Annotated in this window: 12 protein-coding genes and 1 pseudogene; 12 read left to right on the top strand and 1 reads right to left on the bottom strand. The window is 50.8% G+C overall.

Annotated elements, in window-relative coordinates; all coding sequences use genetic code 11:
* Nucleotides 1–48 precede the first annotated feature (48 nt).
* The 10 genes and pseudogenes from gatZ to SK36_RS00615 all read left to right on the top strand — a co-directional run bounded on the left by gatZ (nucleotide 49) and on the right by SK36_RS00615 (nucleotide 10898).
* Nucleotides 49–1321: pseudogene (gene gatZ / locus SK36_RS00660) on the top strand (tagatose-bisphosphate aldolase subunit GatZ).
* A gap of 14 nt (nucleotides 1322–1335) precedes the next feature.
* Nucleotides 1336–1800, top strand: a complete 465-nt coding sequence (gene gatA / locus SK36_RS00655; RefSeq protein ID WP_045447947.1) for a PTS galactitol transporter subunit IIA — start codon at nucleotides 1336–1338, stop codon at nucleotides 1798–1800.
* A gap of 29 nt (nucleotides 1801–1829) precedes the next feature.
* Nucleotides 1830–2114 carry a PTS galactitol transporter subunit IIB gene (gatB, locus tag SK36_RS00650; protein ID WP_003828616.1) on the top strand — a complete coding sequence of 95 codons (285 nt, stop codon included), beginning with the start codon at nucleotides 1830–1832 and terminating at the stop codon, nucleotides 2112–2114.
* Between the two features lie 4 nt (nucleotides 2115–2118).
* Nucleotides 2119–3492 (top strand): galactitol-specific PTS transporter subunit IIC, encoded by a 1374-nt coding sequence (locus SK36_RS00645; protein WP_045447951.1) that lies wholly within the window; start codon nucleotides 2119–2121, stop codon nucleotides 3490–3492.
* Nucleotides 3493–3536: 44 nt separating this feature from the next.
* A complete protein-coding gene (gene gatD, locus SK36_RS00640; protein ID WP_048220500.1) occupies nucleotides 3537–4580 on the top strand; it encodes a galactitol-1-phosphate 5-dehydrogenase in 1044 nt (347 codons plus the stop codon).
* A gap of 111 nt (nucleotides 4581–4691) precedes the next feature.
* Nucleotides 4692–5465, top strand: coding sequence for a DeoR/GlpR family DNA-binding transcription regulator (locus tag SK36_RS00635; RefSeq protein WP_045447957.1), 774 nt, complete (start codon nucleotides 4692–4694; stop codon nucleotides 5463–5465).
* 456 nt (nucleotides 5466–5921) lie between these two features.
* Complete coding sequence (locus SK36_RS00630) at nucleotides 5922–6494, top strand: fimbrial protein (protein ID WP_045447960.1); 573 nt, start codon at nucleotides 5922–5924, stop codon at nucleotides 6492–6494.
* A gap of 77 nt (nucleotides 6495–6571) precedes the next feature.
* A complete protein-coding gene (locus SK36_RS00625; RefSeq protein WP_048220498.1) occupies nucleotides 6572–7270 on the top strand; it encodes a fimbrial biogenesis chaperone in 699 nt (232 codons plus the stop codon).
* A gap of 35 nt (nucleotides 7271–7305) precedes the next feature.
* The gene (locus SK36_RS00620; protein WP_048220497.1) at nucleotides 7306–9825 is read left to right on the top strand and encodes a fimbria/pilus outer membrane usher protein; all 2520 of its coding nucleotides are present in this window, start codon (nucleotides 7306–7308) and stop codon (nucleotides 9823–9825) included.
* An 11-nt stretch (nucleotides 9826–9836) separates the two neighbouring features.
* Nucleotides 9837–10898 carry a fimbrial protein gene (locus tag SK36_RS00615; RefSeq protein ID WP_045447968.1) on the top strand — a complete coding sequence of 354 codons (1062 nt, stop codon included), beginning with the start codon at nucleotides 9837–9839 and terminating at the stop codon, nucleotides 10896–10898.
* A gap of 122 nt (nucleotides 10899–11020) precedes the next feature.
* On the opposite strand, the gene rsmI is transcribed toward SK36_RS00615, so the two are convergent.
* Nucleotides 11021–11884: a 16S rRNA (cytidine(1402)-2'-O)-methyltransferase gene (rsmI, locus tag SK36_RS00610; protein ID WP_048220496.1), complete on the bottom strand. Its 864-nt coding sequence runs from the start codon at nucleotides 11882–11884 to the stop codon at nucleotides 11021–11023.
* 62 nt (nucleotides 11885–11946) lie between these two features.
* Here rsmI and SK36_RS00605 point away from each other — a divergent pair, with 62 nt between their 5' ends.
* Nucleotides 11947–14001, top strand: a complete 2055-nt coding sequence (locus SK36_RS00605; protein WP_048220495.1) for a penicillin-binding protein activator — start codon at nucleotides 11947–11949, stop codon at nucleotides 13999–14001.
* Nucleotides 13959–14354: a YraN family protein gene (locus SK36_RS00600; protein ID WP_048220494.1), complete on the top strand. Its 396-nt coding sequence runs from the start codon at nucleotides 13959–13961 to the stop codon at nucleotides 14352–14354. Before SK36_RS00605 ends, SK36_RS00600 begins: the two co-directional genes overlap by 43 nt.
* Nucleotides 14355–14373: the final 19 nt, after the last annotated feature.

The raw sequence follows: 14373 nt of genomic DNA, 5'->3' as shown, positions 1-14373 counted from the left end.
TCAATCCAAAAATATTATGAAGATAAACAAAAGATATCGGAGATAGAAGTGAAAGAAATAATCTCTCGTCATAAAGCAGGTGAACATTTAGGAATTTGCTCTGTTTGTTCAGCACATCCGCTGGTCATTGAATCCGCATTACGTTTTGATCTCAATACGGACAGTAAAGTCCTGATTGAAGCAACGTCCAATCAGGTCAACCAGTTTGGCGGTTACACCGGAATGAAACCCGCCGATTTTCGTGATTTTGTCTATAACATCGCGCAAAACATTGGTTTCCCACGCGAAAGACTGATTTTAGGGGGGCGATCATTTAGGCCCTAACTGCTGGCAAAATGAACCAGCAGCAGAAGCTATGGAAAAATCCGTGGCTCTCATTAAGGCCTATGTCTCTGCAGGTTTCAGCAAAATTCATCTTGATGCCTCAATGTCCTGTGCTGGCGACCCCATGCCGCTGGACCCGGTGACCGTCGCCCAGCGTGCAGCCGTGCTTTGTCAGGCTGCAGAAGAGACAGCCACCGAAGAACAGAAACACCAACTGACTTATGTTATTGGTACGGAAGTTCCTGTGCCGGGCGGAGAAGCCAGTACCATTGGTACCGTTCACGTCACGCGTGAAGAAGATGCCGCCCGTACACTGGAAACACATCAGGTCGCCTTTCGCGCATTAGGGCTCGAAGACGCATTAACCCGCGTGATCGCGATTGTGGTCCAACCCGGCGTAGAGTTCGATCACACTCAAATCATTCATTACCAGCCTCAGGCTGCCAAAGCGCTTTCCGCCTGGATCAAAGAGACACCAATGGTCTACGAGGCACACTCTACTGACTATCAGACCCGTCAGGCCTATCGTGCCCTCGTACGCGATCACTATGCGATTCTGAAAGTCGGTCCGGCGCTGACCTTCGCCCTCCGTGAAGCCATTTTTGCACTGGCACAAATGGAAAATGAACTCATCGCTCCGGAACAACGGAGTCAGGTGCTGGAGGTGATTGATGAAGTCATGTTGAATGAGCCGGATTACTGGAAAAAGTACTATCGCCCTACCTGGAGTCAGGCAATGGTCGATATTCATTTTAGCCTTTCCGACCGCATTCGTTATTACTGGCCTCATCAACGTATTCGTCAAGGCGTGGAAAAGTTAATCAGCAACCTGAATGACGTCGAATTACCGTTAGGGTTAATAAGCCAATTTTTGCCCGTGCAGTTTGAACGCCTGACCGAAGGTACGATTACTGCCTCACCCCATAATCTGATTATCGACAAAATCCAGGACGTCCTGCGCGCCTATCGCTTTGGTTGCGCGCCAGCTATAGCCTGAAATCTGGAGAATATATGAGCCAACTCTTTGTCCGAACCGGTATTAATTTTAGCTCGTGTCAGCATGCGCTGACACACATTGGGGAGGAGATGCTGGCCAAAGGGGTCGTGCATAAAAGCTACCCACAAGCCTTGATTGAGCGTGAAGCAACATTCCCGACAGGGATAGCGCTGGAGCGTCATGCAGTCGCTATTCCGCACTGTGAAGCTATCCATGCAAAATCTCCAGCTATCTATCTGATTCGCCCGGATACACCTGTCAATTTTCAACAAGCAGATGATGACGAAGAGATAGCTGTCTCTTTAATTATCGCCTTAATCGTTGAGAACCCTGCGGCACAGCTGAAACTCCTGCGCCGTCTGTTTAGTGAGCTACAAAACCCGAACACCATTGAAGCATTATTGAATGCTCCAGAAGCTGAACTGGAAATGCTCTTTCGGGAATCAATCCTTGAGTCTGAGCCATGTGCGCAGGCCTGATAAAAAACTGATAATAAAAGGAATACCCTATGAAGCGTAAAGTAATTGTGGCCTGTGGCGGTGCGGTAGCAACTTCAACAATGGCTGCGGAAGAAATTAAAGAACTGTGCGAAGCCAACAATATCCAACTCGACCTGGTGCAGTGCCGGGTAACTGAAATCGAGACCTATATGGATGGCGCAGACCTCATCTGCACTACCGCCCGCGTTGACCGCACTTTTGGTGATATTCCTGTGGTTCACGGCATGCCTTTTGTGTCCGGCGTGGGTATCGAAGCATTACAGCAAAAAATCCTGACCATTCTCGTGGGGTAACGCCATGTTTAGCGAAATTATGCGTTATATCCTTGATTTAGGTCCAACGGTCATGCTGCCGTTAGTGATCATCATCTTCTCAAAACTGTTGGGGATGAAACTCGGGGATTGTTTTAAATCCGGTCTGCATATTGGGATTGGTTTCGTCGGTATCGGACTGGTTATCGGCCTAATGCTCGACTCTATTGGCCCTGCAGCAAAAGCCATGGCGGAACAGTTTCAAATCAACCTGCATGTGATTGATGTGGGCTGGCCGGGGTCATCTCCGATGACGTGGGCATCACAGATCGCGCTGATTGCAATCCCTGTCGCCATCGGAGTCAATATCCTGATGCTGGTCACGCGAATGACCCGCGTGGTGAACGTCGATATCTGGAATATCTGGCATATGACATTTACCGGCGCAATGTTACATCTGGCGACGGGGTCTTACTGGCTAGGTATTCTGGGTGTGATCGTTCATGCCGCCTTCGTCTACAAACTTGGCGACTGGTTCGCGAAAGATACGCGAGACTTTTTCGGTCTTGAAGGGATAGCTATACCGCACGGATCGTCAGCCTATCTGGGGCCAATAGCGGTATTGGTTGATACCATCATTGAAAAAATACCCGGTCTGAATCGCATCCATTTTAGCGCAGACGATGTACAAAAACGCTTCGGTCCTTTTGGCGAGCCGGTTACCGTTGGCTTTGTTATGGGTCTGGTCATCGGTATGCTGGCTGGTTACGACGCGAAAGGGGTTCTGCAACTGGCCGTCAAAACAGCGGCGGTGATGCTGCTGATGCCACGCGTGATCAAACCAATCATGGATGGCTTAACGCCGATTGCGAAGCATGCACGTAAACGCCTGCAGGCCAAATTTGGCGGTCAGGAATTCTTAATCGGTCTGGATCCTGCGTTGCTGCTCGGCCATACATCGGTGGTTTCCGCCAGTCTAATCTTTATTCCGCTGACCATTCTGATTGCCGTCCTGGTACCTGGTAACCAGGTACTGCCATTCGGCGACCTCGCAACCATCGGTTTCTTTGTGGCAATGGCCGTTGCGGTGCATCAGGGTAATCTGTTCCGCACGCTGATCTCCGGCGTCATCATCATGGGCATCACCCTTTGGATTGCCACACAAACCATTGGCTTACATACCCAGCTCGCCGCCAATGCAGGCGCGCTGAAAGCTGGTGGAATGGTGGCATCAATGGACCAGGGGGGGTCCCCAATAACCTGGCTGCTGATTCAGCTCTTTACCTGGCAAAACGTTGTGGGCTTCATTGTTATTGCCGTCATTTATCTGACTGGTGTTCTGCTGACCTGGCGTCGGGCGCGTAACTTCACCGCTGCGGAAAAAGCCGCCTCTATCTCAGAAAGCCAGCCCGCATCTTAATTTCTGGGGGGCATTTGCTCCCCTTCACATTTCTGGAGACTTTTATGAAATCAGTGGTTATTCACGCTGAGGGAGACGTGCGCGTTGAAGAACGTCCCGTACCACAGTTGCAAACTGAAGACGATGTATTGGTCAGGGTTGTTAGTTCAGGACTTTGCGGTTCAGATATTCCCCGCATTTTTAATCATGGTGCACACTATTACCCGATAACGCTAGGCCATGAATTCAGCGGCTATGTTGAATCGTACGGTGCAAGTGTTACTGACATGCAGCTCGGCGATGCCGTCGCCTGCGTACCGCTACTCCCCTGTTTTCACTGTCCACAGTGCGAGCGAGGATACTTCTCGCTGTGCAAGCAATATCAGTTTGTCGGTTCACGCAGCGAAGGCGGTAACGCGGAATATGTAGTCGTAAAACGCGCCAATCTGTTCCGCCTGCCTTCAGATATGCCGATCGATGATGGGGCGTTCATCGAACCTATTACCGTCGGACTACATGCGTTTCACCTGGCTCAGGGTTGCGAAGGTAAAAATGTGATTATTGTGGGTGCCGGTACTATCGGTTTGCTGGCAATGCAATGCGCCCGCGAACTCGGCGCGAAAAGCATCACAGCGATTGATATCAACCCACAGAAGCTGGAATTAGCAAAAGAGCTGGGAGCAACTCATGTTTTTAACAGCCGGGAAATGAGTGCTACGGAGATTCACTCGAGCCTTACCGATATTCAGTTTGAACAGCTCATACTGGAAACCGCAGGAACCCCACAAACTGTAACCTTGTCTGTCGAAATTGCAGGCCCTCGCGCGCAGGTGGCGTTGGTCGGAACACTGCATCACGATCTGACGCTGGCTTCAGGAGTATTTGGTCAAATATTGCGTAAAGAGTTAACCATTCTCGGTAGCTGGATGAACTATTCCAGTCCATGGCCTGGAGAAGAATGGGAAACCGCAGCACGTTTACTGACTGAAAAACGCTTGCAACTGGAACCTTTAATCGCCCACAGCGGTAATGCCGAGAGCTTCGCCAGTGCCGTTAAGTCACTTAATGGCGCGCCGATGCAGGGAAAAATCCTGCTTAAACTATCCTGATCTCACGAGCCAGCAACCTGCGCTGGCTCACATTTACTTTCGAAATTTGGCGTTCACCTTTCGCAATCCTTCGATTAAACTAGTGACAATTAAATTGTCAGGCAAATCAATATGAACTCATTTGAGAGAAGGAACAAAATTGTCGACCTGATTAATACGCAAGGTAGCGTACTGGTAATGGATCTTTCGAATACCTTTGGTATTTCTGAAGTAACCATTCGCGCCGACCTGCGATTATTAGAAGAGAAGGGGCTTGTCACCCGTTTTCACGGTGGTGCGGCAAAACCTGGAAGCCATCTGGCCGAAGGTGACAATCAGGAAGTGATATTAGAAGAACGGTATCAGCTCGCCAGTGATCCCAAAAAAAGGATTGCCCAGGCCGCTACTGCGATGGTTGAAGAAGGGATGACCGTGATTCTGGATAGCGGAAGCACTACCTTACTGATCGCGGAGGCGTTAAACCGGAAAAGCAATATTACCGTGATTACCAATAGCCTGCCTGCCGCATTTACGCTGTCAGAAAACAAAGACATTACGTTGGTTGTCTGTGGGGGAACGGTACGCCACAAAACCCATTCAATGCATGGCACCATCGCGGAACGTTCATTACAAGGGATAAGCGCTGACCTGATGTTTGTTGGCGCCGATGGGATTGATGCCACGAATGGTATTACCACATTCAATGAAGGTTATTCCATTAGCAGCGTAATGGCAGCGGCGGCGCATAAGGTCATTGCCGTACTGGATGCGACTAAGTTCAATCGACGTGGTTTTAATCAGGTATTACCGATGGAGAAGATTGACTGCGTGATTACCGATGACGGCATTAGCAAACAGGATAAATCAGCACTGACAAAAACAGGCGTTGAATTGCTGGTCGTTTAGAGGTGCCAGGTTTCCCGTTTCCCCCCAGAGCGTTGCAGCCTATCTTTTTGCTGCAACGCTTTCTGGTTGATGCCTACAATAAATTACATATTGAAGTATCACACTTACTTAATACGACAAATATTCCTTCATATATTATATAATATACCCTCAAACATACAATCTTCAAAAAAATACAACCTTCGATAATGTCATGACGAGCTAGTATAATTATACGCACAACGTTACCATTAAAAAAATCAACATCACCTATAAACGTCAGTAAATCATGCGCTAAATAATGATTCCAAAATCGTTATCAACGTAATAAAAAACATAAAATGAATATAAATTTATTCCCAAAAATACATGCCTTCGTTCTAATTTACAAACATAAATCATACAATAAAAAGCTTACAAACTTATCGCTAAAATAATATTCATTCATGAAATAAATATCACAAGGATTAGGTTATTATGACGTTAATAAACAAAATGCTGATTGTGGGCGCGCTAGCTTTAGCCGCAGGCAATGCTGCCGCAACCGATGGGCAAATAATCTTTAATGGCGAGATCATCGAATCTACCTGCGAAATCAACACTCCTAACCGTGAAGTTAATGTCGAACTGGGAAGCTACAATAGGTACCAGTTCAGGGCCGCTGGCGACCGCAGCCCAAAAATTCCGTTCACTCTTCCATTAATCAACTGCCCAATGACCGCATGGGAGCACATTGATGGAACCAAGGATGCGTCATTCCAGTTATGGCTGGAAACACGCTCAGGCGGCACGGTCGTTAACCACCCAGACCTGGCGAAAGTCAGCAGTATGACCACCGCCGCTGACGGGGTCGGTATCCAGATTGAGGATGCAAAAACCCAAACGATCATACCGTTGAACAGGCTGGCCACGCCGAAAATATCCTACAAGATTACGGGGGCCACGATGAACGTCGACCTGTTCGCCTACTACGTTTCAACAGAAGCTCCCGCTGACATTACCGCCGGTGAAGCCGACGCTGCCGTTGATGTCACACTCGATTACCGTTAATCGTCACTGCGGTGCAGCCTGCGCATTTACACGGGCTGTACCCATTCCCCCCTGTTTTTGCAGCATCAGGTAGAAAAATGACCATCTTGATACGGATCATCACGGTAGTAATAACCTTGTTGTGTAACACCCTTGTCAGCCAGGTGCAGGCCGGAGGCGTAGTATTACAAAGAACGCGGGTTATCTATAACGCCGATCGTAAAGAGGCGGCGCTACCGCTGCTCAACCACAGCGATAAAATGCCTTATCTGCTGCAATCCTGGGTTGATAATCTCCAGGACGGCGAGCGCGGCCCATTTATTATTACGCCACCGCTATTTCGTCTTGATGCCGGTGATAGTTCGTCATTGCGTATTATAAAAACGGATGCTTCATTACCTGACGATAAAGAATCAATGTTTTATATCAATGTGCGAGCCATTCCTGCGCAAAATAAATCTACCGCCGACAAGAACATGCTGACGCTGGTTTTTAAGACCCGTATCAAGCTTTTTTACCGTCCTGCGCAGCTTAAAGGACGGGCTGTCGATGCCTGGAAAACGGTGGTATTTAAACGTAGCGGTAATTCACTCAATATTTATAACCCGTCTGAATATTATGTTGTTTTCGCCGGAATGAATGTTGGAAAAACCGAATTAACGCAGAGTATTGATTATCTGGCTCCCGGCGAAAATAAAACATTGCCGCTGCCTGCGAACACTGGAAATACCGTGAAATGGGCGGCAATAAATGATTACGGTGGCAGCACTGAACCGGAAACCCGTCAATTGCAATAAGAACATAACAGCAAACAAAATTACGGATTCCAGTAATGAAAATAATCATAGCGCCCAAGAGCAGGCTGATTTTTAACCATTTGACGGTTTTCGTCAAACACAGTTTACCGCTGGTCTTTTCCGCCAGTGGGCTGGTCTGTAGCACAGCCTATACCGCAGAATATTATTTTGATTCGTCCATGCTGGAAACTCAAAAAAGTGGCATGCAACCTACCGATCTGTCGCTATTTTCACAGGAAAAATCGCAGCTTCCGGGCGATTACCGCGTAGATATTTATCTCAATAAAAATAAAATCGGGCAGAAGACGCTAACGTTTACCGCCAACGCCAGCCAGCAGCTGGAACCGCAGTTCACCATCGCTCAGCTACGTGAACTGGGGGTAAAGGTGGATGATATTCCGGCGTTAGCCGAGAAAAGCGACGACGCGATAATCAGCGCATTGCCGTCGCTTATCCCCAGTACGACCATAGACTTCGACTTCAACCACAGCCGGCTGAATATGAGTATTCCGCTGATTGCGCTCTATCGTGATGCCCGAGGCTACGTTGCCCCCTCCCGTTGGGATAGCGGCGTCCCAGCCCTATTCACCAATTACAGCTTTTCCGGCTCTGATACACGCTACCAGCGAGGCGACCAGAGCGAGCGCCAGTATCTTAATTTGCAAAATGGTGCCAACGTCGGCCCATGGCGGCTGCGCAACTACAGCACCTGGAACCGCGACGATCGGTCGTCCAGTTGGAATACCATTAACAGTTATCTCCAGCGCGATATTAAGACGCTGAAATCTCAGCTATTGATAGGTGAAAGTGCCACCACTGGCAGCCTGTTTTCCAGCTATCAGTTCACCGGGATGCAGCTCGCCTCTGACGACAACATGCTGCCCAACAGCCAGCGCGGTTTTGCGCCGACCATTCGCGGCATCGCCAATACCAGCGCCATCATCACGGTACGGCAAAACGACTACATCATTTATCAAAGTAATGTACCCGCCGGGGCATTTGAAATTAACGACCTTTACCCTAGCGCCTCCAGCGGCGACCTGGATATCACCATTGAAGAGAGCGACGGCTCCCTTCGCCACTTTGTCCAGCCTTACTCCTCGCTACCGTTGATGCAGCGCCCAGGGCGTTTGAAGTACAGCGTCACCGCCGGGAAATTTCGCGCCACTAACAGCAACGATAGCGACGAACCCGAGTTTGCCGAAGGGACGGCGATATATGGCCTGAATAACACACTCACGCTCTACGGTGGCCTGCTCGGAGCAGAAAACTATCAGTCGCTGGGCGCAGGCGTCGGCAGCACACTGGGGATGATTGGGGCACTGGCGGTGGACATCACTCGTGCCGACAGTCAGTTCGACGATCAACAGTCTGCATCGGGCTACCAGTGGCGAACCCAATACACCAAAGAGATCCCGGAAACAGGAACCAACCTGTCGCTGAGCTATTATCGCTACACCAGCAGCGGCTTCTTTACCTTCTCAGATGCGAATGCACACGGTCAGGACAGTAGCCAACGCCAGCGTAGCCAAATTCAGCTCAACCTTAGCCAGTCGCTGTTTGGCAGCGTGAGTTTTTACACCTCTGGCTCGCAACGTGATTACTGGAATAGCGGTGGGCATGATCGCAACTTATCGCTGGGGATTAACGGCCAGATAGCCGGAATTGGCTACAACCTTAGCGGGCAGTTCACCGACTATGACGAAGAGGATAACGACCGCACGCTTTCGCTTAGCCTCAGCATTCCACTGGATCGCTGGCTACCACATAGTCGGGCGTCGTACCGCATGACAAATAAGAAAGACCGCGCCACTCAGAATGAAGCCCGCCTCGATGGCTCATTGTTGCAGGACAACCGTCTGAGCTACTCGCTCAAGCAAACCCAGGATACTGATAACAACCACAGCAGCAGCCTTGGCAGTAGTTATCGCTCAGCCTATGGCACTTTCAACGCCAATTACGACTACAGCAATGACAGCCGCCAGTACAGCTACGGCGCGTCCGGCGGCATCGTGATGCATCGGCACGGCGTCACGCTGTCGCAACCGCTGGGTAACAGTTTCGCGCTGATCGACCTCAACGGCGCACCCGGCGTACGCGTGCAGAACTATCCCGGTATCGCCACCGATCCGTTCGGTTACGCGGTGATCCCTTATCTGACTTCGTACCAGGAAAACCGGATCTCACTGGATACCACGCTACTGCCTGATGACGTTGACGTGCAGCAAACCACACAAGTGGTTGTGCCAAACAATGGTGCAGTGGTCACCGCCCGTTTTACTGCCGATATCGGCCTGCGCGTGTTGGTCACGCTGCGCAACAAAAATGGCAACCCTGTGCCATTTGGCGCACGGGCCAGCAATCCAGATAGCGGGCAGGAAAATATTGTCGATGAAGGCGGCGTTCTTTATCTGGCGGGGGTCTCTACGCAGCCACAGCCCTGGACTGTGCAGTGGGGGAATCAGGCCGATCAACAGTGCCAGTTTACCTTCAGCTTACCTGCCGGCAAAGCCAGCAAGGCCTCAGTTTTGCGTGGCACTGCCCAGTGTCTCTAAGGATAAAAACAATGAAAAAAAGCGCGTTTATCATGGCTATTTTACTGTGTAGCAGCCATTCTGCGCAGGCTGCCTTCGGCAGTTGTGAAGCCAATGAGGTCTATTCCAGCGATCTTTCTGCCGACTGGAGTGAAGCTGACAACGTTGTCGGGCATAACTCGACATCGACTGCCCCGGTCACGGGAAACAGTTATCAAATCACCTGCGACTGCCCGAAAAACACCGGGGTTAATCCCTATTACAGGGCGGACTCACTGCTCCCGACCCAGGGACAAACTACGGGTTACTACAAGCTGAACGATAGCCTGGATATTCGCACCACGCTCAGAGACATTCCCGGAAAAGGCGAGCAGGTTGTTCCCATGACGAGCGTGAAAGAGAGCGTGCTTTATCAGGAGAGATCCGACAACGGTTTGTGTCGCGACGATGACCCCAGCAAACGTGCCGCCGCCGTATCGATCGGCGCACAAACTCAGTTTGAACTGCGCATTACTAAACCGTTTTTAGGGGAGTTGATTATCCCGCAGACGGATGTAGCGGTGATTAAAGCCGCGTGGAGCAACAATGTATCCTCTCCTCAAAGCCCTGGCGCCTATAAAAACCTGGTTACACTTTCCATCAGCGGGCGGATCACCGTACCGCAGAACTGCAAAATTAATCAGGGCGACGTGGTTCAGGTCAATCTTGGTTTTATTAACGGCAACCGCTTTACCACCAAAGACACCATGCCTGACGGCTATACGCCGGTAACATTCGATATTACCTACGATTGTGGCGATACCTCGACCATCGCAAATACCTTACAGATGAGATTTGACGCTGACGATATCATCAATCAGTACATTCTCGTGGCTCGGCGCAGAAGCGGGGATAACGTTCCGGATGTAGGTATTCGTATGCGGCATACCGACGGTGGAGCAACGAATATTCCGTTTACTGGCGGCATTGTTTTTATCGACTCGTCAGGTTCCGGCGCAGCCCATATGTCCGCGTACCCCGTCAACCTGGTCGGCGGCGTGCTGGCTCCGGGAAAATTCAGTGGCACGGCCACTATCACGATTATTGTCAGATAACGCTATGACGAATGAAAAAATCGGATGACGCGTCGCTGACCAGAACCACAAAAAAACGTACAATTTATTGAAATTTAACATCATTGTAGTATTTGGCAAGCACAGCGACGCCCGATGAAATATTACTCGCCCTGCTGCTCCAGCGCATATTTATACAGCGCATTTTTCTTCACGCCGTGGATCTCTGCCGCCAGGGCTGCCGCTTTCTTCAGCGGTAGCTCTTTTTGCAGCAATGCCAGCGTGCGCAATGCTTCGGCAGGTAGTTCATCTTCCTGCGCTTTATGCCCTTCGACAATCAGCACCATTTCACCCTTACGGCGATTTTCATCTTCTTTTACCCATGCCAGCAGTTCGCCGACTGGTGCGCCGTGAATGGTTTCCCAGGTTTTGGTCAGCTCGCGCGCCAGGACCACGTAGCGGGATTCCCCCCACACAGCCACCATATCTTCCAGACTATCCAGCAGGCGATGGGTTGATTCATAGAAAATCAATGTACGTGGTTCAGCTTCGATGGCTTTCATCGCATCACGACGGCCTTTCGATTTCGCCGGTAAGAAACCTTCGTAGCAAAAACGATCCGACGGCAAACCGGCTGCGCTCAGCGCGGCAATGGCAGCACACGGGCCAGGCAGAGGAACCACACGAATACCGGCTTCACGACAGGTACGCACCAGGTGATAGCCCGGATCGTTAATCAGCGGTGTTCCAGCATCGGAAACCAGCGCGATGTTCTGGCCTTCCTTAAGCTTCGCCACCAGCGTTTCAGCTTTTTGCTGTTCATTGTGGTCATGCAGTGCAAACAAACGCGCGCTGATCGCGAAGTGTTGTAACAATAATCCCGTATGACGGGTATCTTCTGCGGCAATTAAATCAACGGCTTGTAAAACTTCGAGCGCTCGTTGGGTAATATCAGCCAAATTTCCGATAGGAGTAGGTACAATAAAGAGTTGGCCTTGAGAATTATCCGCCGATTCGTGTTGTTTCATTGTGTCGTCCGTATTGCCGATTTAATATTGAGCATTGCGTAAAAAATATCACTGGATACAGTATGGTACCCTCAACATTTTCTCGTTTGAAAGCCGCGCGCGCTCTGCCAGTAATCCTGGCAGCATTGATCTTCGCCGGCTGTGGCACCCAGGCGCCAGACCAAAGTGCAGCCCACATGCAGGGCACCGCACAGGCTGATTCCGGCTTTTATCTGCAGCAAATGCAGCAAAGCTCAGATGATAGCAAGACCAACTGGCAATTACTCGCCATTCGTGCGCTGCTGAAAGAAGGCAAGACCCAGCAGGCTGTCGAATTGTTCAAGCAACTCCCACAGAGTCTGAACGATACACAACGTCGCGAACAGTCTTTATTGGCTGTTGAAATCAAGCTGGCACAAAAAGACATTGCTGGCGCGCAGGCGCTGCTGGATAAACTCACTCCGGCCGATTTCGATCACAACCAGCAGGCTCGCTACTGGCAAGCGCAGATCGATGCCAGCCAGGGGCGCCCATCGTTAACACTGCTGCGCGCTCTGATTGCTCAGGAACCGCTACTGTCAGCACAGGACAAGCAGAAAAACATCGATGCCACCTGGCAGGCTCTCTCGTCAATGACGAAAGAGCAGGCACAGACACTGGTCATCAATGCGGATGAAAACGTTCTGCAAGGCTGGCTGGATCTGCAACGCGTGTGGTTCGATAACCGTAGCGACCCGGATATGATGAAAGCGGGTATTGCCGACTGGCAAAAACGTTATCCGCAAAACCCTGGTGCGAAATTACTACCCACTCAGTTGATAAACGTCCAGAGCTTTAAGCCAGCATCCACCAGTAAAATTGCGCTGTTGCTACCTCTGAATGGCCAGGCTGCTGTTTTTGGTCGTACTATTCAACAGGGCTTTGAAGCGGCTAAAAATATGGGCACGCAACCCGTAGCTACTCCTGTTGCAGCCCCCACCGCATTGGCTACGAGCAACACTGAAGCGAATACTCAACCGCAGTCTGCCGACGGTGTTGCCAGCCCTTCTCAGGCCTCGGTGAGCGATCTGACACAGGATGCGCCAGTACAGCCAGAAGCTGCTGTCAACACACCGCAAACTGCACCAGCCCCGGCGACGACGGCAAGCGCGCCAGCGAATCCATCCGCTGAGCTGAAAATCTACGACACCTCATCACAACCGCTAAATCAAATCCTGGCCCAGGTTCAGCAGGATGGCGCCAGCATTGTTGTCGGCCCACTGCTGAAAAACAATGTTGAAGTACTGATGAAAAGCAACACACCGCTGAATGTGCTGGCGCTTAACCAACCTGAGGCGGTGCAGAACCTGGCAAATATTTGCTATTTCGCTCTGTCACCAGAAGACGAAGCTCGCGATGCCGCACGCCATATTCACTCGCAGGGTAAGCAGGCCCCGCTGCTGCTTATCCCTCGTAGCGCGCTTGGCGATCGCGTGTCCAACGCCTTTGCTCAGGAGTGGCAGGCGCTTGGTGGCGGCGTGGTGTTACAGCAGAAATTCGGCTCCACCGCGGAACTGAAAATGGGCGTCAACGGCGGTTCAGGGATCTCCCTGACGGGTAGCCCTATTGTATCCTCTATACCTTCGCAGCCTGGCGTGACGATTGGTGGCCTGACAATTCCAGCTCCACCAAGCGATGCGCAAATCACCGGTGGCGGTGGTCGCGTTGATGCCGTGTATATTCTGGCAACGCCAGAAGAAATCGCGTTTATTAAACCGATGATTGCTATGCGTAACGGCAGCCAGAGCGGTGCAACCCTTTACGCCAGCTCTCGTAGCGCACAAGGCACAGCCGGCCCTGACTTCCGACTGGAAATGGAAGGCTTGCAGTACAGCGAAATCCCGATGTTGGCCGGCGGTAACGAGCCTCTCATGCAACAAGCGCTAAGCGCGGTGCATAACGACTACTCGCTTGCGCGCATGTACGCAATGGGTGTCGATGCCTGGTCGCTGGCTAACCACTTTTCGCAAATGCGTCAGGTGCAGGGCTTCGAAATTAATGGCAACACCGGTGCATTAACCGCGACTCAGGATTGCGTGATTAACAGGAAGTTATCATGGCTCAAATACCAGCAAGGGCAAGTCGTCCCCGCCAGTTAACGAGTAAAGAGACCGGTGACGCGTGGGAAGCTACCGCGCGTGACTGGCTGGAACGCAAAGGACTGCGTTTTATTGCCGCCAACGTACGTGAACGTGGCGGCGAAATTGACCTGATAATGCGTGAAGGCAAAACGACCGTCTTTGTTGAAGTCCGTTTCCGCCGTTCAGCCCTTTTTGGCGGCGCGGCAGCAAGTGTGACCCATAGCAAACAACACAAATTATTACAGACCGCCCGTTTGTGGCTCGCCCGTCATAATGGGAGTTTTGATACTGTGGATTGCCGGTTCGATGTGTTAGCCTTCACCGGAAATGATGTTGAGTGGTTTAAGGATGCGTTTAATGACCACTCATAATTGAAGATACAGAGCCTGG

This window comes from Citrobacter sp. MGH106, assembly GCF_001037495.1.
In the GTDB taxonomy this organism is placed as follows: Bacteria; Pseudomonadota; Gammaproteobacteria; order Enterobacterales; family Enterobacteriaceae; genus Citrobacter; species Citrobacter murliniae.
This window is presented reverse-complemented; position numbering and strand designations above follow the sequence as displayed.